General features: G+C 72.4%; 23 protein-coding genes. 18 read left to right on the top strand and 5 right to left on the bottom strand.

The window, feature by feature from the left end; genetic code table 11:
• Nucleotides 1-5 precede the first annotated feature (5 nt).
• The 15 genes from ACIRRU_RS20865 to ACIRRU_RS20795 all read left to right on the top strand — a co-directional run bounded on the left by ACIRRU_RS20865 (nt 6) and on the right by ACIRRU_RS20795 (nt 15,166).
• Entirely contained in the window at nt 6-809 is an 804-nt protein-coding gene (locus ACIRRU_RS20865) for an MlaE family ABC transporter permease (protein WP_403682609.1), read from the top strand.
• Nucleotides 809-2,110 carry an MCE family protein gene (locus ACIRRU_RS20860; protein ID WP_403682607.1) on the top strand — a complete coding sequence of 434 codons (1,302 nt, stop codon included), beginning with the start codon at nt 809-811 and terminating at the stop codon, nt 2,108-2,110. Before ACIRRU_RS20865 ends, ACIRRU_RS20860 begins: the two co-directional genes overlap by 1 nt.
• Nucleotides 2,107-3,138, top strand: a complete 1,032-nt coding sequence (locus tag ACIRRU_RS20855) for an MCE family protein (protein WP_363200144.1) — start codon at nt 2,107-2,109, stop codon at nt 3,136-3,138. Before ACIRRU_RS20860 ends, ACIRRU_RS20855 begins: the two co-directional genes overlap by 4 nt.
• Nucleotides 3,135-4,154: an MCE family protein gene (locus ACIRRU_RS20850; RefSeq protein ID WP_403682603.1), complete on the top strand. Its 1,020-nt coding sequence runs from the start codon at nt 3,135-3,137 to the stop codon at nt 4,152-4,154. Before ACIRRU_RS20855 ends, ACIRRU_RS20850 begins: the two co-directional genes overlap by 4 nt.
• Before the next feature lies 1 nt (nt 4,155).
• Nucleotides 4,156-5,307 (top strand): MCE family protein, encoded by a 1,152-nt coding sequence (locus tag ACIRRU_RS20845; RefSeq protein WP_403682601.1) that lies wholly within the window; start codon nt 4,156-4,158, stop codon nt 5,305-5,307.
• Complete coding sequence (locus tag ACIRRU_RS20840) at nt 5,304-6,539, top strand: MCE family protein (protein ID WP_403682598.1); 1,236 nt, start codon at nt 5,304-5,306, stop codon at nt 6,537-6,539. The genes ACIRRU_RS20845 and ACIRRU_RS20840 overlap by 4 nt, the downstream gene beginning before the upstream one ends.
• Nucleotides 6,536-7,768 (top strand): MCE family protein, encoded by a 1,233-nt coding sequence (locus ACIRRU_RS20835; protein ID WP_403682596.1) that lies wholly within the window; start codon nt 6,536-6,538, stop codon nt 7,766-7,768. Before ACIRRU_RS20840 ends, ACIRRU_RS20835 begins: the two co-directional genes overlap by 4 nt.
• Nucleotides 7,765-8,286: a hypothetical protein gene (locus tag ACIRRU_RS20830; RefSeq protein WP_403682595.1), complete on the top strand. Its 522-nt coding sequence runs from the start codon at nt 7,765-7,767 to the stop codon at nt 8,284-8,286. The genes ACIRRU_RS20835 and ACIRRU_RS20830 overlap by 4 nt, the downstream gene beginning before the upstream one ends.
• A gap of 20 nt (nt 8,287-8,306) precedes the next feature.
• Complete coding sequence (locus tag ACIRRU_RS20825) at nt 8,307-9,029, top strand: hypothetical protein (RefSeq protein ID WP_403682593.1); 723 nt, start codon at nt 8,307-8,309, stop codon at nt 9,027-9,029.
• 101 nt (nt 9,030-9,130) lie between these two features.
• The gene (locus tag ACIRRU_RS20820; protein WP_403682591.1) at nt 9,131-9,688 is read left to right on the top strand and encodes a hypothetical protein; all 558 of its coding nucleotides are present in this window, start codon (nt 9,131-9,133) and stop codon (nt 9,686-9,688) included.
• 45 nt (nt 9,689-9,733) lie between these two features.
• Nucleotides 9,734-10,483 (top strand): hypothetical protein, encoded by a 750-nt coding sequence (locus ACIRRU_RS20815; RefSeq protein WP_403682589.1) that lies wholly within the window; start codon nt 9,734-9,736, stop codon nt 10,481-10,483.
• Nucleotides 10,484-10,520: 37 nt separating this feature from the next.
• Nucleotides 10,521-11,798 carry a lytic transglycosylase domain-containing protein gene (locus ACIRRU_RS20810; RefSeq protein ID WP_403682588.1) on the top strand — a complete coding sequence of 426 codons (1,278 nt, stop codon included), beginning with the start codon at nt 10,521-10,523 and terminating at the stop codon, nt 11,796-11,798.
• 178 nt (nt 11,799-11,976) lie between these two features.
• Nucleotides 11,977-13,638, top strand: coding sequence for a PP2C family protein-serine/threonine phosphatase (locus ACIRRU_RS20805; protein ID WP_403682585.1), 1,662 nt, complete (start codon nt 11,977-11,979; stop codon nt 13,636-13,638).
• On the top strand, nt 13,635-14,726 hold the full coding sequence (locus ACIRRU_RS20800; protein ID WP_403682582.1) for a B12-binding domain-containing protein: 1,092 nt from the start codon (nt 13,635-13,637) through the stop codon (nt 14,724-14,726). The genes ACIRRU_RS20805 and ACIRRU_RS20800 overlap by 4 nt, the downstream gene beginning before the upstream one ends.
• Nucleotides 14,723-15,166, top strand: coding sequence for an STAS domain-containing protein (locus ACIRRU_RS20795; RefSeq protein ID WP_403682579.1), 444 nt, complete (start codon nt 14,723-14,725; stop codon nt 15,164-15,166). The genes ACIRRU_RS20800 and ACIRRU_RS20795 overlap by 4 nt, the downstream gene beginning before the upstream one ends.
• Here the strand turns inward: ACIRRU_RS20795 and ACIRRU_RS20790 are convergent.
• Nucleotides 15,121-15,540: an ATP-binding protein gene (locus ACIRRU_RS20790; RefSeq protein ID WP_403682576.1), complete on the bottom strand. Its 420-nt coding sequence runs from the start codon at nt 15,538-15,540 to the stop codon at nt 15,121-15,123. The two genes, ACIRRU_RS20795 and ACIRRU_RS20790, sit on opposite strands and share 46 nt — an antisense overlap.
• A gap of 218 nt (nt 15,541-15,758) precedes the next feature.
• On the opposite strand from ACIRRU_RS20790, the gene ACIRRU_RS20785 reads away from it, so the two are divergent.
• On the top strand, nt 15,759-16,487 hold the full coding sequence (locus ACIRRU_RS20785; RefSeq protein WP_403682573.1) for a hypothetical protein: 729 nt from the start codon (nt 15,759-15,761) through the stop codon (nt 16,485-16,487).
• Nucleotides 16,488-16,611: 124 nt separating this feature from the next.
• Here ACIRRU_RS20785 and ppk2 read toward each other — a convergent pair whose 3' ends face one another.
• Nucleotides 16,612-17,565 carry a polyphosphate kinase 2 gene (gene ppk2 / locus ACIRRU_RS20780; RefSeq protein ID WP_403682570.1) on the bottom strand — a complete coding sequence of 318 codons (954 nt, stop codon included), beginning with the start codon at nt 17,563-17,565 and terminating at the stop codon, nt 16,612-16,614.
• 104 nt (nt 17,566-17,669) lie between these two features.
• Nucleotides 17,670-18,731: an ATP-dependent DNA ligase gene (locus ACIRRU_RS20775; protein ID WP_403682568.1), complete on the bottom strand. Its 1,062-nt coding sequence runs from the start codon at nt 18,729-18,731 to the stop codon at nt 17,670-17,672.
• A gap of 77 nt (nt 18,732-18,808) precedes the next feature.
• Here ACIRRU_RS20775 and ligD point away from each other — a divergent pair, with 77 nt between their 5' ends.
• Together ligD and ACIRRU_RS20765 are read left to right on the top strand one after the other, a co-directional pair.
• Nucleotides 18,809-19,849, top strand: coding sequence for a non-homologous end-joining DNA ligase (gene ligD, locus ACIRRU_RS20770; RefSeq protein ID WP_403682565.1), 1,041 nt, complete (start codon nt 18,809-18,811; stop codon nt 19,847-19,849).
• Nucleotides 19,846-20,925, top strand: a complete 1,080-nt coding sequence (locus ACIRRU_RS20765; RefSeq protein ID WP_403682563.1) for an ABC transporter permease — start codon at nt 19,846-19,848, stop codon at nt 20,923-20,925. The genes ligD and ACIRRU_RS20765 overlap by 4 nt, the downstream gene beginning before the upstream one ends.
• A 19-nt stretch (nt 20,926-20,944) precedes the next feature.
• On the opposite strand, the gene ACIRRU_RS20760 is transcribed toward ACIRRU_RS20765, so the two are convergent.
• Nucleotides 20,945-23,182, bottom strand: coding sequence for an OmpL47-type beta-barrel domain-containing protein (locus tag ACIRRU_RS20760; RefSeq protein WP_403682560.1), 2,238 nt, complete (start codon nt 23,180-23,182; stop codon nt 20,945-20,947).
• A complete protein-coding gene (locus ACIRRU_RS20755) occupies nt 23,179-25,683 on the bottom strand; it encodes a ThuA domain-containing protein (RefSeq protein ID WP_403682559.1) in 2,505 nt (834 codons plus the stop codon). The genes ACIRRU_RS20760 and ACIRRU_RS20755 overlap by 4 nt, the downstream gene beginning before the upstream one ends.
• Between the last annotated feature and the right edge of the window lie 40 nt (nt 25,684-25,723).

Raw genomic sequence — 25,723 nt, 5'->3', positions numbered from 1 at the left:
GGCGGATGGCTGTCCTCAGCGCCCTGGACCGGGCGGGCGACCAGCTCACCTTCTACGTCAAGGCCCTGCTGTGGGTTCCCCGCACCCTGCGCCGCTATCCGCGCGAGGTGCAACGGCTGCTGGCCGAGGTCGCGTTCGGCAGCGGGGGGCTCGGGATCATCGGCGGCACCGTCGGCGTGATGGTCGCCATGACCCTGTTCACCGGAACGGTCGTCGGCCTTCAGGGGTACGCGGCGCTCAACCAGATCGGCACCTCCGCCTTCACCGGCTTCGTCTCCGCCTACTTCAACACCCGCGAGATCGCCCCCCTGGTCGCCGGACTCGCGCTCTCCGCCACGGTCGGCGCGGGCTTCACCGCCCAGCTCGGCGCGATGCGGATCAACGAGGAGGTCGACGCCCTGGAGGCCATGGGTGTGCGCTCCGTGCCCTACCTCGTCACCACCCGGATCATCGCGGGAGTGGTCGCGATCATCCCGCTGTACGCGATCGGGCTGCTCTCCTCCTACCTCGCCTCCCGCTCCATCACCATCCTGTTCAACGGCCAGTCGGCGGGCACCTACGACCACTACTTCAACCTCTTCCTCTCACCCGACGACGTCCTGCTGTCGGCGCTCAAGGTGCTGGTCTTCAGCGTGCTGGTGATCCTCGCCCACTGCTACTACGGCTTCCGCGCCACCGGCGGGCCGGCCGGGGTCGGCGTGGCCGTCGGCCGGTCGGTGCGCAACGCGATCGTCCTGATCAGCGTCACCGACTTCTTCCTCTCGCTCGCCATCTGGGGCGCCACGACGACGGTGAAGGTGGCGGGCTGATGCGCAGGGGGAACACCGCCGACGCCGTACGCCGACGGCTCTCCGGAGCCGTCTTCCTGCTGGTGCCCGCCGTGCTGGTGTGGGTGTCCGTCGCGGTCTACGACAAGGACTTCACCGACGACGCGACCGTCACCGTGCGCACCGGCCCGGTCGGCAACGAGATGCACGAGAACGCCGACGTGAAGCTGCGCGGCGTCGTCATCGGCCAGGTCCGGGCCATCGCCGCCGACGGGGCGGGCGCCCGTCTGACCCTCGCCATCGACCGGGACCGGATCGGCCGCGTCCCCGCCGACGTCACCGCACAGATGCTGCCCACCACCCTCTTCGGCCAGCGGTTCGTCGCCCTCGTCCCGCCCCGCGTCCCCTCCGGCACCGCGCTGCGGGCCGGGGCGGTCATCCCGCAGGACCGCTCCAGCAACGCCATCGAGCTGGAACAGGTCCTGGACAACGTGCTCCCGCTGCTCACCGCCGTGAAACCCGAGAAGCTCGCCGCGACGCTCAACGCCGTCTCCCAGGCCCTCGCGGGGCGCGGCGAGCGGCTCGGCGAGACCCTGGTGACGCTGGACAGCCACCTGAAGAAGTTCAACCCCCAACTCCCGACCCTCAACGCCGACATCAGGGAACTCGTCAAGGTCAGCAGGGTGTACGCGGACGCCGCCCCGGACGTCCTGGACGCGCTGACCGACGCGACCACCACCAGCTCCACCCTCGCCGACCAGGAGGCCCGGCTCGCCGGGCTCTACGGGGCGGCCACCGCCACCGCGCGGGACGCCACCGCCTTCCTGCGGGCGAACAAGGACCACCTCATCCGGCTGTCCGCCTCCGGCCGCCCGACCCTCGAACTCCTCGCCGCCTACGCCGACTCCTACCCCTGCACCCTGCGCACCCTGGCCGGATTCGTGCCCGCCATGGACAAGGCCCTCGGCAAGGGAACCGGCCGGCCGGGACTCCACGTGTCCGTCCAGCCCGTCCCCTCGCGGGGGAAGTACGTCCCCGGCCGCGACACCCCGGTCTACGACGCCACCGGCGGACCGCGCTGCTACTCCGTCCCGTACACCGGACAGGGCGCGCCGACCGCCGACACGCGCGGCCGGAGCGCCGACGTCACCGCACCGCCCGCGCGCCCCGGCCCGGACACGGGCACCAGCACGGCGCTCGGGCTGCCCAACTCGCCCCAGGAGTCACGTCTCGTGAACGAACTGGTCGCTCCCTCGCTGAAGACCGGGCCCGCCGCCCTGCCCGACTGGAGCAGCGTCCTCATCGGCCCGGCCTTCCGGGGCACGGAGGTGAGGCTCCGATGACACGCCGCTCGCTCGCGGGCCCTCTCACCAAGTCCCTCGTCTTCATCGTCGTCACCGTACTGGCCACCACCGTCCTCGGGCTCTCCGTCGCGAACACGGGCGTGGGCGACACCACCACGTACCGGGCGCGGTTCACCGACGCCACCGGGCTCATCCCCGGCGACAGCGTCCGGATCGCCGGGGTGAAGGTCGGCCGGGTCGAGTCGGTGCGGGTCGCCGAGAGACGGGTCGCGGAGGTCACCTTCGGCGTACGGAAGGGGCGGGAGCTGCCCGCCTCGGTGACGGCGTCCATCAAGTACCTCAACATGGTCGGACAGCGCTACGTCGACCTCGACCGGAGCGCCGGACCCGTCGGCCGGTCCTTCGCACCCGGCGACACCATCCCGCTCTCCCGGACCACCCCGGCGCTCGACCTCACGCAGCTCTTCAACGGCTTCCAGCCGCTGTTCGAGGGACTCTCCCCACCCGACGTCAACCAGCTCGCCGGATCCATCGTCCAGGTCCTCCAGGGCGAGGGCGGGACCGTCGACTCCCTGCTGCGCCACGTCGGTTCGCTCACCACCACCGTCGCGGCCAAGGACAAGGTCATCGGTGAGGTGATCAGCAACCTCAACACGGTGCTCAGGACGGTCAACGACCGGGAAGCCGGGTTCGACGACCTGGTCGTCACCCTCCAGAAGCTCGTCACCGGCTTCTCCGGCGACCGCGAACCCCTCGGCGAGGCCGTCACGGCCATGGGCGCGCTCACCACGGTCACCGCGGGCCTCCTCGAGGACGGCCGCCGCCCCCTCAAGGACTCCATCCGCCAGCTCGGGCGACTCAGCGGACAGTTGGAGAAGGGGACCCCGCAGATCGAGAACTTCCTCGACAAGACCCCGGACAAGATGGCCGCCGTCGGCAGGCTGACCTCCTACGGATCGTGGCTCAACCTCTACCTCTGCGAAGCCCGGGTCAGCGGCGTCACCCACGACGACGGCAGCCCGCCGCCCACCGGCATCGCGATCACCCAGCCGAGGTGCCTGGCATGAGCCTCACCCCCGTCCGGGAACGCGACCCGGTCGCCGTCGGCATCGTCGGACTCCTCGTCCTGGCCCTCCTCGCCCTCGCCGCCTGGCGCTCCGACGCCCTGCCCTTCGTCGGCCACGGCACCGGCTACAGCGCCGACTTCACCGAATCCGCCGGACTCACCGAGGGCGACGAGGTGCGGATCGCCGGAGTGAAGGTCGGCGACGTCACCGGAGTCTCGCTCGACGGCGCGAAGGTCCGGGTCGACTTCCGGGTCGAGGACGCCTGGATCGGTGACTCCTCCACCGTCGGCATCGCCGTCAAGACGCTGCTCGGCGACAAGTACCTCGCCGTCGACCCCCTCGGCGACGCGCCCCAGGACCCGGGCACCCGGATCGCGGCGAGCCGCACCACCTCCCCGTACGACGTCACCCAGGCGTTCAACGGGCTCGGGGAGACCATCGAGGAGATCGACACCGGCCGCCTCGCCAAGAGCTTCGAGGCGATCTCCGCCGCGTTCAAGAACTCCCCGCCCCACGTCCGCAGCGCCGCCGACGGACTCTCCGCCCTCTCCCGTACGGTCTCCGAACGCGACGCCCAGCTCGCCGCGCTGCTCCGCAACAGCGAACGGCTCAGCAAGACCCTCGCCGGGAAGAAGGGCAGCTTCGAAACGCTTCTGGAGGACGGCAACCTGCTGCTCGGCGAGATCCAGGCCCGCCGCGACTCCATCCACCTGCTGCTGACCGGCACCCGCGACCTCGGCACCCAGCTCACCGGGCTCGTCCAGGACAACCGGAAACAGCTCAAGCCGACCCTGGACGCGCTCGGCCGGGTCACCGCCGTCCTGGTGAAGAACCGCGCGAGCCTGGACAAGGTGCTCGCCCTGACCGGCTCCTACAGCCGCCTCGTCGGCAACACCCTCGGCAACGGACGCTGGTTCGACACCTACGTCTGCGGCGTCGTGCCGAAGAACTACCTCCCCGCCGGGACGCCCCCGGCGACCGGATGCCTGCCGCCCCGGCAGCGAGGGGGCCGCTGACATGAGACGCACCCGCATCGTCGGTATCACCGCCGGACTCGGCCTCGTCGCGGTCGTGGCCGCCACCGGAGCGAACGCCCTGAAGGAGGACGGGAAGACCACCGTCACCGCCTACTTCGACCGGGTCACCGGCGTATACGCCGGGTCCGACCTGCGCATCCTCGGCGTCCGGGCCGGGAGAGTCGACTCCGTCGAACCCCGGGGCGAGGAGGTGAAGGTCGTCCTGCGGCTGGACCGGGGGATCAGGGTGCCCCAGGACGCCCACGCTGTCGTCGTCGCCCCCAGCCTCGTCGCCGACCGCTACATCCAGCTCGCCCCCGCCTACGACGGCGGGCCGCGGCTCGACGACGGAGCGGTGCTGCCCGCCGCCCGCAACGCCACCCCCGTCGAGGTGGACGAGCTCTACGCCTCCATCACCCGGCTGTCCACCGCGCTCGGCCCGGACGGAGCCAACGCCGACGGCGCGCTGGCCCGGCTGCTGGACACCGGGGCGAAGAACCTCGACGGCAACGGCAAGGCCATCGGGGACTCCCTCGAACAGTTCGGCAAGGCCACCAGGACCCTCGACCGCAGCAGCGGCGACCTCTTCGACACCCTGACCCACCTCCAGTCCTTCACCACCATGCTCAAGGACAACGACGGCGACGTCCGCACCGCCGAGCAGCAGCTCAACTCCGTCACCACGTTCCTCGCCGACGACAAGAAGAACCTCAGCGCCGCCCTGCGCGAACTGGGCACCGCCCTCGGCCAGGTCAAGACCTTCATCGCCCAGAACCGGGGCGCGCTGAAGAAGAACGTCGACGCCCTCGTCCCCCTCACCCAGGCCCTGGCCGACCAGCGCGCCTCGATCGCCGAGGCGATGGACACCCTGCCGCTCGCCGCGGGCAACGCGCTGAACGCCTACGACCCGGCCCACCGCACCCTCAACGGGCGCGCCAACCTCAACGAGCTGTCCATGGGCGGACCGCTCGTCGACCCCGGAGCCTCCGCGAGCGGACGGCTCGACGGTCTCGCACCGGTCGACGCGGCCCGCCGCAAGGCGTTGCCCGCCCTGCCGCTGCCGGAGGTCGGCACCGTCTACGGCACCCCGGAGAAGCAGCGCGAGGACCGGGCCGGCGCGCGGCCCGGCGAGGAGAAGGGGGCCCGGCGATGAACGAGGACACCCGCCGCACCACCGCCGTACGGGCGGCCGTCACGGCCACCGCCCTGCTCGCCACCGGTGCGCTGATCGCCCTGGTGGTGGTCCGCCCCGACGCCCCCGCCCTCACCGGCATCGAGCAGATCCCGCTGCCCGGCGGTGCCGACCTCGGCGACCGGCCCTACGAGGTCACCGCCGAGTTCGACGACGTCCTCAGTCTGGCCCCGCAGTCCTCGGTCAAGGTCAACGACGTGGCCGTGGGGCGCGTCACCGGGATCGACCTCGCCCCGGACGGCTGGCGCGCCCGGGTGACCCTGCGCGTCAACGGGAAGGTCGAGCTCCCCGCCAACGCCTACGCCCGCCTCGAACAGTCCAGCCTGCTCGGCGAGAAGTTCATCCAGCTCGCCCCACCCCCCGAAGGCACCGCGCGCGGCTCACTGGCGGCGGGCGGCCGCATCCCGCTCTCCCGCACCAACCGCAACCCCGAGGTCGAAGAGGTCCTCGGAGCCCTGTCCCTGCTCCTCAACGGGGGCGGCGTCGCCCAGCTCAGGACCATCACCACCGAGCTGAACAAGGCACTCGCGGGCCAGGAACCACAGATCCGCTCCGTGCTCCGCCGGGTCGACACCCTGGTGACCGACCTCGACGCCAACAAGAGAGCCATCACCCAGGCCCTCGACGGCGTCAACCGGCTCTCCGCCACCCTCGCCACCCGTGAACGGGACGTCGGGACCGTCCTCACCGGGCTCAGCCCCGGCCTGAAGGTCCTGGAGAGGCAGCGCGGCTCCCTGCTGACCATGCTGCGCTCCCTCGACACCCTCTCCACCGTGGCCGTCGACACGGTCAACCGGAGCAAAGCCGACATGATCGCCGACCTCAAGGCCCTCGCCCCCACCCTCAAGGCCCTCGCCGACTCCGGCCAGGACCTCCCCGACTCCCTCCAGGTGCTGCTGACCTACCCCTTCACGGACGAGGTGCTGCGCGGGGTCAAGGGCGACTACCTCAACGTCTACCTGGACGTCACGGCCCTGCCCGGCACGCGGATCATCCCCGCCCTCACCCCCGGCGACCCCGGCATCCCGCAGCCCCCGGACGACGGCGGGGGAACGGGCGGGGCCGACGGCCCGGCGGCCCGGGGCGGCCTCCCGCTGCCCCTGCCGCTGCCCGCCGTGTCCGGCACCGCACGCCCACCGGACGCGTCCGGGAACCCGAAGGCTCCCGGAACCGGGAAGGGGGCGACGCCGTGATCACCCGTGCCGTCCACCTCAAGAACCTCGCCTTCCTGGTCGTCGCCGTACTGGCCCTCGGCTACCTGGGCGTGCGCTACGCCGGTCTCGGACCGTACGCCGGAGTGCGCGGGTACTACACCGTCACGGTCCAGCTCCCGCAGACCGGCGGCCTGTACACCCACTCCGACGTGACCTACCGGGGGGTCTCCATCGGCCGGGTCGGCCCGATCGAACTGACCGACGACGGGGTCGAGGCCCACCTGCGCATCGAGAAGGACGCCCCGCCGGTCCCCGACAGCCTCACCGCCGTCGTCGCGAACCTCTCGGCGGTCGGCGAGCAGTACATCGACCTGCGCCCGACCCGCCGGGACGGCCCCTTCCTCGGCGACGGCTCGGTCATCGACGCGGCCGACACCACCGTCCCCGCACCTCCGACCACCGTCCTCAGCAGCGTCGACGCCCTCGCGAGGTCCGTCGACCCGGAGAGCCTGCGCACCGTGGTCGAGGAGTTCGGGGCGGCCTTCGAGGGGCGGGGCGAGGACCTCCAGGTCCTGCTGGACACCGGGGGCGACTTCGTCCAGGCCGCCGACCGGGCCCTGCCGGTCACCACGAAGCTGATCGCCGACGGGGAACGCGTGCTCCGCACCCAGGCCGAACAGGGCCGCGCCCTCAAGGGGTTCGCCTCGGGGGCCGCGGAACTGGCCGCCGAACTCAAGGGGTCCGACGCCGACCTGCGCCGCCTCATCGCGGCCACCCCGGACGCCGCCACCCAGATCAGCGGACTCCTGCGCGACCTCGACCCGGCCTTCGGCGTCGTCGTCGCCAACCTCCTCACCACGTCCGAGGTCGCCGTCACCCGCCAGCGCGGACTGGAGGAACTCCTCGTGAAGCTCCCCGCCGTCGCCGCCGCCGGGGCGAGCGCGGTCGACGCCGACGGCGCCCGGTTCGGCATGTCCGTCACCTTCTTCGAACCGCTGCCCTGCACGGCCGGATACGGAGGCACCCTCTACCGCAACGGCCTCGACACCTCCGCCGGGCCCGCCGTCAACACCGCGGCCCGGTGCACCTCGTCGCCCGGCACCGGCATCAACGTCCGGGGCAGCGCCAACGCCCCCAGGGGCGGGCCGGTTCCCGAACCGGTCGTACCGAACACGACGCGGCTGCCCGGCACCGGCGGCGGGACCCCCGCCACCCCGCCCCCGGCGGACGGCATGGCCGGGCTGCTCGGCCTGGGAGGCGGCTCATGACCCCGAGACGCCGGTACGCCGCGGGCTGGGCCGCCCTGCTGGTGGCCGCGCTGCTCTGCTCTCTCGGCGCCTGGTCCTACCACCAGGCGCGCGAGGACCGCTCCCTGTCCTACGCGAAGGCCCGTGACGCGGCCCTCGCCGAGGGCAGACGGCACCTGACGACGCTGAACACCCTGGACGGCACGGACGGCACACGGGTGGACGCCGGGCTCCGCGGCTGGCTCGACGCCTCCACCGGAGCGCTGCACGACGAGCTGAAGCGGACCGCGAAGGCCGACGCCAGGACCCTCACGACGGCGGGTGACACCGCCCGGGGCAAGGTCACCGCCGCCGCGCTCACCGCACTGGACGAGCGCACCGGCACGGCCGAACTCATCGCGACCGTCGACGTCGAGGTCACCCCGCGCACCGGTGCGGCGGGCACCCAGCGCAAGCGGTTCGGGGCGGCCCTCGCCCGGACCGGCGACGGCTGGAAGGTCAAGGCGCTGACCGCGATCGGGCCGGGCGGTGGGCGATGAACCGGCGGGGGGAAGCGGTCATGACGGACAACGGCACGACCACGGACGCGGCAGCGGCGACAGGCGCGGCCCCGGAGACCGCGGAAGCGACGACCCCGACCGGCGAAGCGACCCCGACCGGCGAGGCCGGCCTTGTGGAAAGTTCCACGGAGGCGGAGGGCACGCGGGAGGAGCGGCCCGGCCTGGCGGATGACGCGCCGGAGGGCGGCCACCCGGACGGCTCCGAGCCGGACGACGCCCCCCACCGCCGGTGGCCCCGCGCCCTCGGCATCCTCCTGGCCCTCGCGCTCCTGGTCACGGGTGCGGCCCTGCACATCGAGGGGCGCCGGCTCCACGACACCCCGGCGACCGCCAACCTCGCGCTCACTGACACGGAGGCGACCGCGCGGGTCACGGGCGACGTCAGCAACGCGCTCGGCAGGGTCTTCAGTTACGGCCCCGACTCCACCGCCGTCGCCAAGGCAGCGGCCGCCGAGGTGCTGGCGGGCAAGGCCCTCCAGCAGTACGCGGCGCTGTTCGGGCAGGTCGAGCGGCAGTCCGCCGACCAGAAGCTGACGCTCACCACCCAGGTGGTCCGGGCCGGGGTCATCCGGCTGACCGACAGCAGCGCCCGCCTCCTGGTCTTCCTCGACCAGGTCTACGAGCGCCGGGGCCGCGCCGCCACGACGGCGACCGCCCAGCTCGCCATCACCGCCGAACTGCGCGACGGGCGCTGGCGGATCGTCGGGATCGGCGCCCTGTGACAGCGGCCGGGAAGCGTGGACGCACCCCGGCGGTGCGGCGGATGCGGGAGGGACAGGGCGAGCACATGGCGAGAAACGGGATGACCGCAAAGGAGCGGTACATGACGAGAAGTCAGGACACGGCGGGGGAGCGGCGCCGGGCAGGCAGGCGTGGTCCGCTGACGGCCGTCGCGGCGGCGCTGGCTCTCTGCGCGGCCGTGGCCGCCGGTCTGGGCGGCTGGCAGCGCTACGACGCCGCACACGACGACGCGGCCGCCTTCGCCCAGGCGCGGGACGACGCGCTGGCGGCGGGGGAGCAGGCGGTGCAGAACATGAACACCCTGGACCACCGCTCGCTCGAGAAGGGGCTCGACAGCTGGGAGGCGTCCACCACCGGCGACCTTCACCGTCAACTCGTCGACGGGCGCGACGCGTTCGCGCGGCAGATCGCCGAGGCGAAGACCGTCAGCACCGCGAAGGTCCTCTCCGGGGCGGTGACCGAACTCGACCGACGGGCGGGCCGGGCGGCGGTGATGGTGGCGCTGCGGGTCACCGTGACCGCACCGAAGGGCGAACCGGCGGTGAAGGAAAGCCGGTTGCTCGGCGGCCTCACCCGGACCGCGTCGGGCTGGAAGCTCAGCGCGCTCGGACAGGCGCCCGTCGGCGGCACGGCCGACTGACCCGGCCCCTTCGCGCACCCACCGTTCCCCGGAAGGACCCGCCCCATGCCGACCACCCGCCACCTGGTCAACCGCCGCCGCCGGCTCGCGGCGGCCCCACCCCGTACGACGGCGACCGACGCGGACGCGGCCACCGGCCCGCCTACCGCGCCGACGGACACCCCCCGGGCCGACGGCCTTCGAGCGGAGGCGGCACGGCCGGACGGGACCCGACGCGAGGAGCCTCCGGCCGACGACCCGCCCCCGGCCCCGGAGCCCGGTCCGCGTCGCCGTCCCCGTCGTACCCGGGCCGCACTGCCCGTCGTACTGGGGGTGCTCACCGTCCTGCTGGGGGCCTTCGCGGTCCAGGCGTTCGTCTCGGCGGCGGACCTCCGCGAGGAGCCCGCCCGGCAGAACGCCGCGCTCACCGACATCGGCCGCACCAGTGAGGCGAAGGGCCGGATCACGGAGGCGGTCGACGCGGTGTTCTCGTACGACTACGCCTCGCCCGCCCGGTCCGAGCGGGCGGCGGACACCTACCTCACCGGCCGGGCGGTGCGCCAGCACCAGGACATGCTCGCCGAGGTCCGGGAGCAGGCCCCGCGGCAGAAGCTCGTCCTCACCACCACCGTCACCGAGAGCGGGGTGGAGTTCCTCGACGGCGACCGGGCCCGGCTGCTGGTCTTCGCCGACCAGCGCAACACCCGTACCGGTAAGGACGAGGAGACCACGTACGCGGCGGCCATGTTCGCGGTGGACGCCGTGCGGCGTGGGGACACCTGGCTGATCGCCGCCATCGACACGTTCACCCGGTGAGACGGGCCCCGGCCCACGGGGGAGAAGGGGAGCACAGATGAGGTTCCAGCGACCGGCCCGCCGCCGGTTCACCACCACGGCCGCCGCCGTGGCCGCGATGGCCGCGCTCACCGCGTCCCAGGCGCCGGGATCCGCCCCGCCCGTGCCCCGCCAGGAGAGGACGGCGGCCACCTCTCCGGACGTGGTGTGGTCCGAGGTGCCGGGCGACGACGCCTACCACACCGAACTGCCGCCCCTGCGCGGCCCGAAGCCGCCGCCGGGAGCCCGGACGGCGGACGTACGGCCCGGTCCGGTGGCCGTGCGGGCGTGGGCCGACGCGGGCATCCCGGCCACCGTCCTGGCCGCCTACCGCCGGGCCGAGAGCGCGGTGGGCCGCAGCGACCCGGGGTGCCGGCTGTCGTGGCACCTGCTCGCCGCGATCGGGAAGGTGGAGTCCGGGCAGGCGTCCGGCGGCCGGGTCGACGCGCGCGGGACCACCCTCGCCCCGATCCTCGGGCCCGCGCTCGACGGAAGAGGCTTCGCCCTGATCCGGGACACCGACGACGGGGCCTACGACGGCGACCGGACCTACGACCGGGCTGTCGGGCCGATGCAGTTCATCCCCGCCACCTGGGCGGCCTGGGGCGCGGACGGCGACGGCGACGGCCGCAAGGACCCGCACAACGTCTGGGACGCGGCGCTCGCCGCCGGGCACTACCTCTGCGCGGGGCCCCGCGATCTGAGCCGCCGCGCCGACCTGGACCGGGCGATCCTTAGCTACAACCGCTCCGCCGCCTATCTGCGGACCGTGCTGTCCTGGCTGGAGTTCTACCGGGAGGGCACTCACCCGGTCACCGACGGCCGGGGTGTCGTCCCCGCGTCCGCGGGTCCGGGCGGTCCCCGGCGCCCCGTGGGTCCGGTCGTCCCCGGCACCGCCGCGAAGCCCGGCAAGGGCGACGGCGGTATCGTCGTCGGCCCGCGCCCCACCCGCCCGCCGAGCCCCACGCCCACGCGGCCGGGGCCCACGGCACCGGGGCCGGCCGAGACGGCATCACCGGGCCCGAGCCCCTCCGCCCCCGGCACTCCGACCCCCACCACCCCTGGCCCGACCGACCCCGACCCGAGCCCGACCGATCCCGCACCGACCCCCGGGCCTACGGGTCCCACGCCCGGCCCGAGCCCCACGCCCGGCCCGACCGGGCCGGGCTGCCCGAGCGGCACCCCGACCACACCCGCACCCCAGTCGGGCACCGGAATGAGGTCGGATACTGTCGGAGTGCGTGAAGGCGGCGTAACAGACGATCCGTGTACACCGGCCGATGAGGACGCCGCCTGAGCCGATCATGTGAAGGTCTCGAAAGAGTGACGTAGGCATCTTGTGGCGTGGGACACCCGCGGGGTGGACGGACCCGGGATCGGGTTGCTATTTCGGGCCCCCTTCGAGATGTTTGCCCCAAGGCAACAATCCGTCCGACCGGAAGGTGGTGCGACTCGCCGCAAGCGGGTCCCCCCTCATGGCTTCACCCAAGGGCAACACCGGCGCCCCCACGAAGGACCGGCTGACTCCGGCCTCCTGGGGCAGGCCGCCGCACGCGGTGCTCGTCGTCGACCGGGACGGCACCGCCGCACAGGTCGACGGCGACCCGGGCCTGATCCCGGGCGTCCGGCAGGGAGCGCCGCTGCCGGACGGTCTCGCCTGGCTGGTCCGGGCGACCGCCGAGGTGTCCGACGACACCGTGCACCAGGGCGGCGCGGAGCGGCGGGCGGTCCCGGGCGAGTTCCAGGGCCGCCGGTTCGAGGCCCACCCCACCCGGCGGGCGGACGGCAACGTCGTGTGGTGGCTGGTCGACCACACCGCCCGGCTCGACGCCGAGGAGGCCCTCGCCGCCGAGCGGGAGCGCACCACCTTCCTCGCCGAGGCGTCGAACATCCTGCTCTCCTCGCTGAACGCCGATCGGTGCATGGCCGCCACCGCGCGGCTGGCCTCCGGCTTCCTCGCCGACGCGGCCGTGGTCGTGGCTCCCGCGGCGGGCCGCCAACTGCCGGTGACCCGTGCCGTACGCGGCGAGGAGGCCGTCCGGACGCTGATCGCGGCCGACCCCTCCGGCGTCCCGGGCCTCGCCGAGGCGCTGAAAGGCTTCCCCCCGGTCCCCTCCCGGTGGATAGACCCCGCCCTCCTGCCGGACTGGGTGCTGCCCGAGGGCTTCGTCGCGACGCCCGGTTCGGTCGTGGTCACCCCGCTCCCCGGGCACGGCGTGCCCGCCGGGGCGCTCATCCTGCTGCGTTCGGAGACCCGCCGGGAGTTCAGCGAGAGCGAGGAGACGTTCGCCCGGCTGTTCGCCGCCCGCGCCGGGGCGGCCCTCTCGGCGGCCCGGCTCTACGCCGAACAGCACAGCATCACCCGGACCCTGATGCGCGACCTGCTGCCGCCCCGGCTCCACCGGGTGCACGGCGTGGAGTTCGCCGGAAGCTACCGCCCCTCCGACGCCCGGGAGCGGGTCGGCGGCGACTTCTACGACGTCCACCCGGGCGGCACCGAGGCCGACCCGTCGCTGGTGGTGCTCGGCGACGTCTGCGGCAAGGGGCTGGACGCCGCCGTCCTCACCGGCAAGATCCGCAACACGCTCCAGGCCCTGATGCCGATGGCCGACGACCACGAGCGGGTCCTGCAACTCCTCAACGGCGCCCTGCTCAACGCGGACAACACCCGCTTCGCGACCCTGGTCCTCGCCTCCGTCCTGCGCAGCGGGAACCAGGTGCACCTGCGGCTGACCTCGGCGGGCCACCCCGCCCCCCTCGTGGTGCGGGGCGACGGCCGGGTGGAGGAGGTGCCCACCCACGGCAGCCTGGTCGGCGCGCTGGACCAGGTCACGGCGCACACCGTGGAGACGGTCCTGCTGCCCGGTGAGACGTGCCTGCTCTACACCGACGGGATCACCGAGGCCCGCGGCGGCCCGCTCGGCGACGAGCTCTTCGGCGAGGCCCGGCTGCGGCGGGCCCTCGCGGAGTGCGGAGGCATGCCCGGCGAGGCGGTGGTCGAGTACGTCCAGATGCTGGCCTCGCAGTGGCTGCGGGAAGGAGGTCACGACGATCTCGCGGTGGTCGCCATCACCGCCCCGCAGACCACCCACCTCAGCGCGGTGGACGGACACACCCGGGGCAGGTACACCTCATGACCACCACCGTCGACGTCACCGGTCTGGACACCCTGCGCGGCGACCTGTGGGCCGCGGTGACCACCCGCGACGAGATCCGTGCCGCGGACATCGTGCTGAGTGCCCTGGACGCCGGGACCGACGCGGAGACGCTGCTGCTGGACGTCATCGCCCCCGTCCAGGCGCGGGTCGGCCGGGCCTGGCAGGCCGCCCGGCTGAGCGTCGCCCAGGAACACGCCGCGACCGCGATCGTCGAACGCGTCATCGCCGCACTCGCCCACCACCCGGCCCACCGGCCCGAGCCCTACGAGGGCCGCGTCACCGTCGCCTGCGTGGACCAGGAGTGGCACGCCCTGCCGGCCCGGCTGCTCACCGAGGTGCTGACCCTGCGGGGGTGGAAGGTCGACTTCCTCGGCGCCCAGGTGCCCACGCCGCACCTGGTCTCCCACCTGCACAACACGCGTGCGGACGCGGTGGCCCTCTCGTCGTCCATCGCCACCCGGCTGCCCGTCGCGCACTCCGCGATCACCGCGTGCCAGGCCGTGGGCGTGCCCGTGCTGGCCGGCGGCGCCGCTTTCGGCGCGGACGGCCGCTACGCCCGGCTGCTGGGCGCCGACGCCTGGGCGCCCGACGCGCGTGCCGCGGCCCGGCGGCTGGCCCGCGGTATCCCGGCCCCCGACCTGGCGGTCGGGCGACGCGAGAGCGACGGCCTGGACCACCTCGCCGACCAGGAGTACACCCTCGTCGTCCGGGCCAGGGCCCGGCTCGTGCGGGTGGTCCTCGCCCACCTGGACCGGAACTACCCGGCGATGGCGAACTACTCCGTCCCGCAGCGCGAGCGCACGGCCGAGGACGTCGCCCACATAGTGGAGTTCCTCGGCGTCGCCCTCTACACCGACAGCGACGCCCTCTTCACCGACTTCATCTCGTGGACCGCCGACGTGCTCAGGGCACGCGGCGTGCCCGCCCGCTCGTTGCGGCCCGCCCTGGACGCCCTGGGCGCCGAGCTGAAGGACTTCCCCCGGGCTACTCGTATGCTCGAACTGGCGTGCCGGTACCTGGCCGAGGCAGAGACCACCGACGACCCGCGATCCGGAGCCCCCGCATGACCGCCCTGCCGAGTCCCCTCTTCACCGTCACCGCCGAGGAGGGCCGGGACTGGGTACGGCTGCGCCTCAGCGGGGACCTGGACTACGACACCAGCCACCAGCTCGTCTCACGGGCGGTGGACGGCATGGCCGGTGCGCCGGACGCGCGCGATCTGTACCTGGACTGCGCCGGGCTAAGTCTGTGCGACTCCATGGGTGTCTCCGCCCTCCTCCAGGTCCACCGGGACGCGGCGGCCCGTCGCGTGCGCCTGCACGTCGACAACGCGCCGCCCTTCCTGGAGCGGATCATACGGATCACCGGAATCCAGCACTTGTTCGCCCGCGCGGAGGGCCGTCAGGAGAACCGGGGGGACGGCCGTGCGGCGGCCCCCGGGTCCGACGAGGAGGCCGTGGATCAGATCAGCGACACCACGGCGACGATGCGCTTGCCGCCCTCGTGAGCGGTGACCGACAGCTCCTTGGTGAGCCGGTGCACCAGCGGCCAGCCGTAACCGCCCTCGCCGACCGAACCGACGGGCGGCTCCCGTAGGACGGGATGCCGGGGATCCGCGTCGTCGACGACCAGACGGAGTCCGCCGTCGGTGATCCGGGCCGAGAAGCCGGTGAGCCCGCCGCCGTGCCGCAGCGCGTTCGTCACGATCTCCGAGGTCACCAGCAGGGCGTCGGCGACGACGACGTTCGCCAGGGTCTCGTCGGACAGCTCGCTGAACTCCGCCGCCAGCAGCCGGGTCACCACGTCGCGTGCCTCGCCCGCCGTCTGCGGCGGCTTCGTGGCCGTACCGTCCGTCTCCGGAGCGGGAGGGGTGGTGTACACGCCGGTTCCTCCTTCCGCTGTCGTGGGGTGTCGTGGGGTTCTTGCGTCCACCGTCGAAACCACCGCATTCCCGCTGCCGACGGGTCCATGCCTGACACCCGCTCAGCGAAGCCCCCGCGCCGCCCGGAAAGTCTCCGGTGATATTCCCATTACTCCGGGTACCTGTGCCGCTGGAGGCCCGCACGGGCCGGATTTTGATCGTGGGAGGGGTAAAGATCATGCTCAGGAAGTTCTTCGTGGCGGTTTTCGCGGTCTCTGTGGGGGCGACCGCGCTCGTGGGGTGCGGCAGCGAGAAGGACGGCGACGAGGCATTCGGCGGAAAGAGCGCGGACACCATCGCGGCCGACGCCGTCAAGGCGACCCGTGACACCACCTCGCTGCGGGTGGCGGGAAATACCCGGCAGCCCGACGGAAACGAACTGGGCCTCGACTTCCAGGTCGACGAGAAGGACCGCTGCAAGGGCGAGATGAGCGGCAAGGGGGCCAAGGCCGACGTGCTCCAGGTGGGCCAGAGCGTTTATGTCCGGGGCGATGAGAAGTTCTGGCAGAACAGCTTGCAGGGAAAGCCCGGCACCGACGGGGTGGTGAAACAGCTCCAGGACAAGTGGGTCAAGTCCGAGCCGGGACAGGCCGGGACCGAAGGCATGTGCGACAAGCAGGCGCTGCTGGCCTCGCTCGACGGCGACAAGTCCGAGCGGGAGGGACTCAAGAAGGGCGACACGACCGAGATCGACGGCCGTTCCGCGCTCGCCCTGGAGAAGGAGAAGGCAGGCGGCGAGAAGATCACGATGTATGTCGCCACCGAAGGAAAGCCGTACATCCTGAAGGCGGTCACCAAGGGCGGCAAGGCGCCCGGTGAGGTCACCCTGAGCGATTTCGACAAGGAATTCGACGTCCAGGAGCCCGCCGCGGGGGACGTGGTCGACCCCAAGAAGATCACCCCGTGACACCACCGCTCTCCGGCCGGTCCGCGCTCCGCGGGGAACCGGCCTGAACCGCGCTCCGGCCCCGGTGTCCCCGCCGCCCTTCCCGGTTCTTCCGGGCGGCGGGGACCGGGGCCGGAGGGCCGGGTCAGTCGTCCTCGGGGTGGTCGCCCGGACCGTGCGGCCGGTCGGCCAGGGGGGTGGGGGAGAGGTCCGTCGGCTCCTCGCCCGCCTCCAGCAGGGTGTCGGCAGGGCCGATGATCAGCGGGTCCGGCACGCCGACCGCCTTCTCGTCCTTGCTGTCGTAGGCGAAGCGCGACAGCAGACTGCGCATGGCCTCCAGGCGGCCGCGCTTCTTGTCGTTGTTCTTCACCACCGTCCACGGCGCGTGCTCGGTGTCCGTGGACCGGAACATCTCGACCTTCGCCGTGGTGTAGTCGTCCCACAGGTCGAGCGAGGCGAGGTCGGTGGGCGAGAGTTTCCACTGGCGCACCGGGTCGACCTGGCGGATCGCGAACCGGGTCCGCTGCTCGTCGCGGGAGACCGAGAACCAGAACTTCACCAGCAGCACCCCGTCGTCGACGAGCATCCGCTCGAAGCGCGGCGCCTGGTCCAGGAACCGCGTGTACTCCTCAGGCGTGCAGAAACCCATCACCCGCTCCACCCCGGCCCGGTTGTACCAGGACCGGTCGAAGAAGACGATCTCGCCCGCCGTCGGCAGATGGGCCACGTAGCGCTGGAAGTACCACTGCCCGGTCTCCCGCTCGGTGGGCTTCTCCAGGGCCACTATGCGCGCCCCGCGCGGGTTGAGGCGCTCCGTGAACCGCTTGATGGTGCCGCCCTTGCCCGCCGCGTCCCGGCCCTCGCAGAGGACGACGAGCCGCTGCCCGCTCTCCTTCACCCAGCGCTGGAGCTTGAGCAGCTCGATCTGGAGCAGGCGCTTGTCCTGCTCGTACTCCACGCGCTTCATCCGCCGCTCGTACGGGTAGTTCTCCCGCCACGTCTTCAGCGGGCGGCCCTTCTCGTCGAGCAGCACCGGCTGCTCGGGCCGCCGCCCGTCCACGGTCAGCCCCTTCAGCAGCTCCTGCGGACCGTCGGTCATCGTCGCGTCCCCGTTCGTCTCGGCGTGTGCCCCGTCGCAGCCGGATGCCCCCAACGCCGCCGCTCATGTCCCCGGGCGGCGACCGGCCTCCTCCGGCTCCCGGCTCAGCCGCCCGCCAGCACCTCGGCGAGGTCGTAGGAGACGACCTCTTCCAGCTGCGCGTACGTGCACCCGGCGGGGGACCGGTCCGGACGCCACCGGCGGAACTGCGTGGTGTGGCGGAACCGGTCGCCCTCCATGTGGTCGTAGGCCACCTCGCAGACCCGCTCGGGCCGCAGCGGGACCCAGGACTGGTCCTTCTTGCCCGACCAGCGGTTCTGCGTCCCCGGCAGCCGGGACCGCTCGTGGGCCGCCGCGTTGGCCCAGGCGCCCCACGGGTGCTCGTCGAACGCGCAGCGCAGCGGGGCCAGCTCCGCGGCCAGTTCGGCGCGCCGCTTCATCGGGAAGGCCGCGCACACCCCGACGTGCTGGAGCACGCCCGCGGTGTCGTACAGGCCCAGCAGCAGCGAGCCGACGACCGGGCCGCTCTTGTGCTCGCGGTACCCCGCGACCACGACGTCCGCGGTCCGCTCGTGCTTGATCTTGTACATCGCCCGGGTGTCGGGGCGGTAGGGCAGGTCGAGCGGTTTGGCGACGATCCCGTCGAGCCCGGCCCCCTCGTACCGGTCGAACCACTCCCGGGCGGTCTCGATGTCCGTGGTCGACGGGGCGAGGAGTACGGGCGCGGACGCGCCGGAGAGCGCCGCCCGCAGCACCTCGCGCCGGTCCGCCTGCCGGGTGGAGAGCAGGGAGGTGTCGTCGGCCGCGAGGACGTCGAAGGCGATGAAGCTCGCCGGGGTCTGCTCGGCCAGCATCCGCACCCGGGAGTCCGCCGGATGGATGCGTTCGCTGAGGCGGTCGAAGTCGAGCCGCCCCTCGTGGGCGACGACGATCTCCCCGTCGATCACGCAGCGCGGCGGCAGGTTGTCCCGTACGGCGTCGACCAGGTCGGGGAAGTAGCGGGTGAGGGGCTTGCCGGTGCGGCTGCCGATCTCGACCTCGTCGCCGTCCCGGAAGACGATCGCGCGGAAGCCGTCCCACTTCGCCTCGTAGCTCATGCCCGGCGGGATCTTGGTCACCGACTTGGCGAGCATCGGCTTCACGGGCGGCATCACCGGCAGGTCCATGCCCCGATTCTGCCCGCCCCACCCCGCCCGTGCCTCCCGATATGCGGCATATGTGCCAGCCGCCTACGGTGGCCGTCATGGGAGCAGCGGTGGAGCTGGACGCGGGAGGACGGGCCGTGAGGCTGTCCAGCCCGGACAAGGTGTACTTCCCCGAGAAGGGCTACACCAAGAGGGACGTGGCCGAGTACTTCCTCGCCGTGGGGCCCGGCATCACCCGCGCCCTGAACCACCGGCCGACCACCCTCCAGCGTTTCGTGGACGGGGTCGAGGGCGACTTCTTCTACCAGAAGCGCGCCCCGAAGAACCTCCCGGACTGGATCCCCACCGCCCGCATCGCCTTCCCCAGCGGCCGCCACGCCGACGAGCTGTGCCCGACCGAACCGGCCGCCGTCCTGTGGGCCGCCAACCTCGGCACGCTCACCTTCCACCCCTGGCCGGTCCGGGCCGGGGACACCGACCACCCCGACGAACTGCGCATCGACCTCGACCCGCAGCCCGGCACCGGATACGCCGACGCGGTGAGGGCCGCCCACGAGCTGCGCGCGGTCCTGGAGGACCACGGGGTACGCGGCTGGCCCAAGACCTCCGGCGGGCGCGGCCTGCACGTCTTCGTCCCCATCGAGCCCGCCTGGACCTTCACCGAGGTCCGGCGCGCCGCCATCGCCGCCGGGCGGGAGCTGGAGCGGCGGATGCCCGAGCGGGTGACGACGGCCTGGTGGAAGGAGGAGCGCGGCGAACGGATCTTCGTCGACTTCAACCAGACCGCCCGCGACCGCACCATCGCCTCCGCCTACTCCGTCCGCCCCTTCCCGCACGCCCCGGTCTCCGCGCCGCTGCGCTGGGAGGAGATCGACGACGCCGAACCGCGCGACTTCGACATCGTGACGATGCCCGCGCGCTACGCCGAGGTGGGCGACGTCCACGCCGCCATGGACCAGGAGGCGTTCCGCCTCGACGGGCTGCTGGAGCTGGCGGACCGGGACGCGAGGGAGCGCGGGCTGGGGGACCTGCCCTATCCGCCGGAGTACCCGAAGATGCCCGGCGAGCCCAAGCGGGTCCAGCCCAGCCGCGCCCGCCACGACGACGCGGACGGCGGCGAGCCCGGCGGCGGGGCGTGAGCGAGGGCGACGCCGGGCGGCACGGCTCGCACCGGCGGCCGCGGACCCGCCGCGAGCACTGGGAGGCGTACAAGAACTCCCCGTTCCTGCCCGCGACCGTCCTGGTCCTGATCATCGCCGCCGCGGCCGGTCTCTTCGCGGGCTCCTACACGTACGCGATGGCCGACCCCACCCCGCACCGCATCCCGGCCGCCCTGGTCAGCCGCCCGGCGGTGGAGCGCGGCGCGGCGTTCGTCGCCGGGATGGAGAAGGCGCTGGACGCCTCGCTCGAACTGCGCGACTACCCGGACGCCACCGCGGCCCGCCGCGTCCTGGACGAGCAGAAGGTCTTCGCCGTCGTACGCGCCGGCGAGGGCGACGGCGGCGGGGTGGCGCTCGACGTGGCCGGGGCCTCCGGCGCCTCGGTGGCCGAACTCCTCGGCAAGGCGGCCCTCGACGTGGGCGACGCCACCGGGACCCGGGTCACCGTCCAGGACGTCAAGCCGCTCCAGCGGGGCGACCCGCGCGGGCTCGCCCTCTTCTACATCTCGCTGGCCGCCGTGATCATGGGCTTCCTCGGCGCGATCCAGCTCAGCATCCACGCCCGCGGTCTCAACCCCGCCGAGCGCATCGCGTTCACCGTGGCGTACGCCCTGCTCGGCGGGTTCGCGATCGCGGCGGCCGTGGACTGGTGGCTGGGGGCGGTGAACCTGCCGTTCGTCCAGTCCTGGCTGATCCTGGCCTTCACGATGTTCACCTCCGGCATGGTCTTCACCATGTTCAACACCCTCCTGGGCCGCTGGGCGATGATCCCCACCTGGGGCGTCATGGTGCTGCTCGGCAACCCCTCGTCCGGCGGCGCGGTCTCCTGGCCGCTGCTGCCCTCCCTGCTCGGCCACATCGGCCGCTGGCTGCCCCCGGGCGCCTCCGTCAACGCCCAGCACACGGCCGTCTACTACCAGGGCCACCAGTTCGTCTTCCCGTACCTGGTGCTGGCCGCCTGGGCGCTGGTCTCATGCACGGTCTTCTGGGTGTGGCGCCACCGGCACCCAGGAGGCCGCGCCCGCACGCCTGAGCATGCGGCCACGGCCTCCTGAGACTGCTGACTACGGGTGGTTACAGCTCCTTGATCCGGATGTCGCGGTAGGAGATGACGTCCGTCACCCCGTGGACCTGGAGCCCGATGTGACCGGCGGCGAACCGCCGCCCGTCGGTGCCCGGGTCGTCACCGCGCGGCGGCTCGAAGAGCTGACCGCCGGTGTTGTCGAACTCGTTGATCAGGACACCGTTGCGGTAGATCTCGTAGTGCTGGTCGACCACCTTGATCTCGTAGTCGTTCCAGGTGCCCTTGGGGGTGACCCCGGCGCCGCCGAGACCCACCCGGTCGAAGCCGTACACCGAGCCGGTCTTGTACATGTCGCCGTCCGGCCGGTCGTTGATCTGGATCTCGTGGCCGTACTTGATGGCGACCCACTCCGGACGCGACTCCTCCGGGTGGTCGTGGACCTTCGGGAAGCGGACGAAGACCCCGCCGTTGGCGTTGCCCGAGCCCGGGGCGTCGTCGCGCCACTGGAGCTTCAGGGAGTAGTCGCCGTAGGCCCGGTTGGGCAGCCACAGCATGCCCATGCCGTTCACCGTGGTGGAGCTGGTGATCGAGCCCTCCTCCTCGTTCAGCTCGAACTTGCCCCCGCCCACGTGCTCCCACTTGGCGAGCGAGGCGGCCGTCCCGTCGAAGAGCTTGGTGTAGCCCTCGGACTGGCCGGGCTTGCCGATGCCGGACTTCTTGGCGGCCTGGTTGACCGCCTTGTGCTCGCGCTGGTCGATCACGCCGTCGTTCTTGAGCTTGTCGAGCACCGACTTCACGTGCTTGAGGAACAGCGCGTGCGAGGACCAGTCCTTCTCGTCCTCGATCAGCTCGTTGATCGTGCAGCGGTTACGGGTGATCCGGTTCGGGACGCCCGTGTCGACCGTGCCGACGAAGACGGTGTGCCGCTCGTCGAACTCCGCGCAGTTGGGCGCCGGGACCCCGCCGCCCTGGGCGATGGTGAACGACACCTTCTTCGCCTCGGAGGTGTTGCCCGCCTTGTCCGTCGCCCGGTGGGCGATGGAGTGGTGGCCCACCCGGTCGACGATCACCGGGGTGGTGTACGCGAGGAACGGACCGCCGTCGAGGCTGTACTCGACCTTGTCCACGCCCGAGTCGTCGTCGGTCGCGGTCACGGTGGCCTTGGCGCTGGTGATGAACGCGCCGTCGCTGTTCTTGTCGCCCTCGACCTTCACCGAGGTCTCCGGAGCCGTCTGGTCGTCCGACGGCGGCTCCACGACGGTGAAGTCGACGGACTTCTCCTCCGCGACGTTCCCCGACCGGTCGGTGGCCCGGTAGCGGACGGTGTGCTCGCCCAGCTCGTGGACCATCACCGGCGCGGTGTAGGGCTGCCACTCGCCGTCGGCGCCCAGCGCGTACTCGATGGTGTTGACGCCGGACCCGGTGTCGGACGCGGTCACCGTGACGGTGGCCATCCCCAGGTAGGCGCCCGCCTCGTCCTTCTCGCCGGTGACGGTCGCCGAGGTCTCCGGCGGCGTCTCGTCGTCGGTCGGCGGGGCGGCGACCGCGAAGTCCACGGACTTCTCCTCGGCCGCGTTGCCCGCCTTGTCGGTGGCCCGGTAGCGGACGGTGTGCTCGCCGACCTCGTTCACCACGACGGGCGCGGTGTAGGGCTGCCACTCGCCGTCGGCGCCCAGGGCGTACTCGACGGTGTCCACGCCGGAGCCCGCGTCGGTGGCCTCCACGGTGACCGTGGCCTGGCCGATGTAGGCGCCGTCGCCGTTCTGGTCGCCGTCCACCTTCGCCGACGTCGCCGGGGCCTCGGTGTCCTCACCGCCGCCCTCGGTGACGGTGAGCACGCCCTTCATCTGCCCGTGGCCGGGGATCGAGCAGTAGTAGAGGTAGGTACCCGGGGTGAGGGTCACCTCGACGCTGTGCTTGCCGCCCTCGGCGTCGCCCGGGTTGGCCAGGATGTTCAGCTGGACGTCGTTGTTGTGCTCCGGGTCCGACGTGCTGAACGTCAGGGTGTGCGGCATGCTCGTCGTGTTGCCGGTGGCCGCGCTGTTCTCGAAGACGATGGTGGCCTTGCCCGCCACCGCCGTCTGCGGCGCGGTCAGGTAGTGGTCGATCGGGTCGCCCGCGGTCCAGTTCAGCACCTGGTCGGCGGCCTTGGCCTCGGGGGCCTCGCCCCCCTTGCCGTACGCGGCCGTGGAGGTCAGTCCGAGGACCATCAGCAGGGAGGCCAGCACGGCCACCCAGAAGCTCGGCGGACGCTGCCGCCTCCGTGTCAGGAGTGAGGGGTGTCTCACTTCGCCGCCGCCTTTCCGACGAGGTCCTTGGCGGCCGGGGTCGCGGCGCCGCCCTTGTAGGTCACGCGCCACAGCGCGGACTTGGGGTCGGAGGTGAAGAAGCCGCGCCCGTAGTCGAGGACGTAGAGCGACCCGTCCGACGCGAACTTCCAGTCCATCAGGTTCCTGATTCCGTCGTTGCCGACGGGGATGATCTTCTTCAACGACTCGGCGTGCACCGGGAGTCCGCCCTTGCCGACGGTCTTCGGGTCGGTGACGACCGCGTGCCGGGGCTGGGTGGCGTCGTAGAAGTCACCGACGAACCACTTCCCGTCCCAGTAGGCCGGCCACTTCGCGGCGGACTCGCTCGCCGCGTCGTAGCGGTAGACCGGGCCGTTCATCGTGGCCTGTCCGCCGCCCTTGAGCCAGGGCAGCAGCTCCTTGCCCTCGTCGGCCTTGTAGCTCGGTACGCCGTTCGCGTCCCGCGGGTAGTCCACCCCGCCGCCCTGCGGCGAGTACCAAATGGTGTTCGGGGTCACCGGCGGCAGCTTGACCAGCCCGTCGTTGTGCGGCGACTCGTTCTTCGGCGCGTTGCAGTCGTACCAGCCCAGCGGCTTCGTCGGGTCGGGCAGATTGCGGTCCCGGTAGGGCTGGTTGTTGCCCATGCAGAACGGCCAGCCGTGGTTGCCCGCCTTGGTGATCGCGGCGAACGTGTCGTACTTCGCCGGGCCCCAGGTGGTGCTCGGCTCGCCCGCGTCGGGGCCGACCCAGCCCGCGTACAGCGTGTCCGTCGCCGGGTCGACCGAGATCCGGGCCGGGTTGCGCACGCCCATCACGTAGATCTCACCGCGCGTCTTGCCGCCGCCCTCGTCCGGCTCCTTGCCGGTGAAGAGGTTGCCGGACGGCAGGGTGTAGGTGCCGTCGTCCTCCGGGTGGATACGGAGGATCTTGCCGTTCAGGTTCTTGGTGTTGCCCGAGGTGCGGCGCGCGTCCGCGAAGGCCATGCCCTTGTAGTTCGGCTCCGGGTTGTTGCCGGAGTAACCGCCGCTGAAACCGGAGGAGTTGTTGTCACCGGTCGCGATGTACAGGTTGTCCTTCGAGTCCCACGCCATGCCGCCGCCCGCGTGGCAGCAGCTGTTGATCTGCACCGGCCAGCCGAGCAGCACCTTCTCCGACGCCAGGTCCAGCTTCCCGGCCGCCGCGTCGTAGGTGAAGCGCGAGACCTGACGGGTCGCCATGCGTTTGTCCCGGTCGATCTTCGCGTGCGGGGTGTAGTGCAGGTACACCCACCCGTTGGAGGCGAAGTCCGGGTCCAGCTCGATCCCGAGCAGCCCCTCCTCGTTCTTGGTCAGCTCGTCGCCGCCGCCCTTGTTGCCGAAGACGTCCAGCGCACCGGCCAGGGTGACCTTCTTCGTCGCCGGGTCGTAGACGTGGACCTCGCCCTTGCCCTTGCCGATGTTCGGGTTCGCCCAGTCGGTGACGACCGGCTGCGAGCTGTCGGCCCCGCCGCGCCCGATGTAGAAGACCTTCCCGTCCGGTGCGGTCACCAGCCCGTGCGGCTCGCCGATCTGGTCGTTCTGACCCGGCTGGTTGGGCTGGGTGAGCCGCTCGGCGGTGTAGTTGGACGTGATGGTCGCCTTGCAGTCGGCCTGCGAGGTGCGGTTCGTCCAGGCGAGCGCGCCGCGCAGGTGGTCGCGGAAGTCGCTCTCCGCGAAGCTGTCCGCGGTGCCGCCCATCGCCGTGTAGAAGGACCGCCCGCCGTCGTAGTCGCGGCACCAGGAGACCGGGTGGTCCCAGCCGTTGGCGCCCGCGCCCGGCTTGTACGTCAACTCCCTTACGCGCGCGACGGTGTGGACGTCACCGGACGGGTTCTTCGTCCAGTTGAGCCACTTGTCGGGGCGCTTCCACTCCAGCGGCAGGTTCTTGGTCGCCGGGTGGACCCGGTCGCCGACCTCCACCGTCGCCCGCTGCACGGCCGTCGGGCTGTCCGCCGCCGGACGGGCGCCCACCAGGCCGGTGAACCAGTCGGAGTACGGCTCGGTGCGCGCCGCGTCGTGGATGCCGAGGAAGCCGCCGCCCGCCTCCATGTACGCCTCGAGCCCGGCTTCCTGCTGCGGGTCCAGGACGTCCCCGCCACCCGTGAGGAAGACGACGGCGTGGAACGAGCCGAGCCGCTTGCCGTTGGTGAAGACGTTCGGGTTGTCCGTGGCGACGGTGGTGAACCGGCCGCCCTCCGGGCCGCTCTGGCCGATCTTCTCGATCGCCGCGATCCCGGCGTCCGTGTACGACGCCTCGTCGTCGGCCGAGGCGTGGAATACCAACACCTTGACCTGGTTCTTCGCCCCCGGCGGGGACGGCAGGGACAACGTTGTCGCCATCCTCTCCACCAGGTCCCGGTCCGGGGACGTGTCCGCGCTGGCCGGTCCCCCCGCGCTCAGCAGGGAAACGGTCAGTGCGCCGGCCGCCACGGCCGCCGCGAGGCCGCGTCGTGATCTGGACCGGTGATGTGGTGCGCGCTGCATGTGGTCACCCACCCCTCTGTGGTCACTGCACCTCTCGGTG

The sequence above is a fragment of the Streptomyces sp. NPDC101181 genome, assembly GCF_044767975.1.
Classification (GTDB): Bacteria; Actinomycetota; Actinomycetes; order Streptomycetales; family Streptomycetaceae; genus Streptomyces.
The sequence above is the reverse complement of the archived record's forward strand: the minus strand, read 5'-3'. Positions and strand labels throughout refer to the sequence as shown.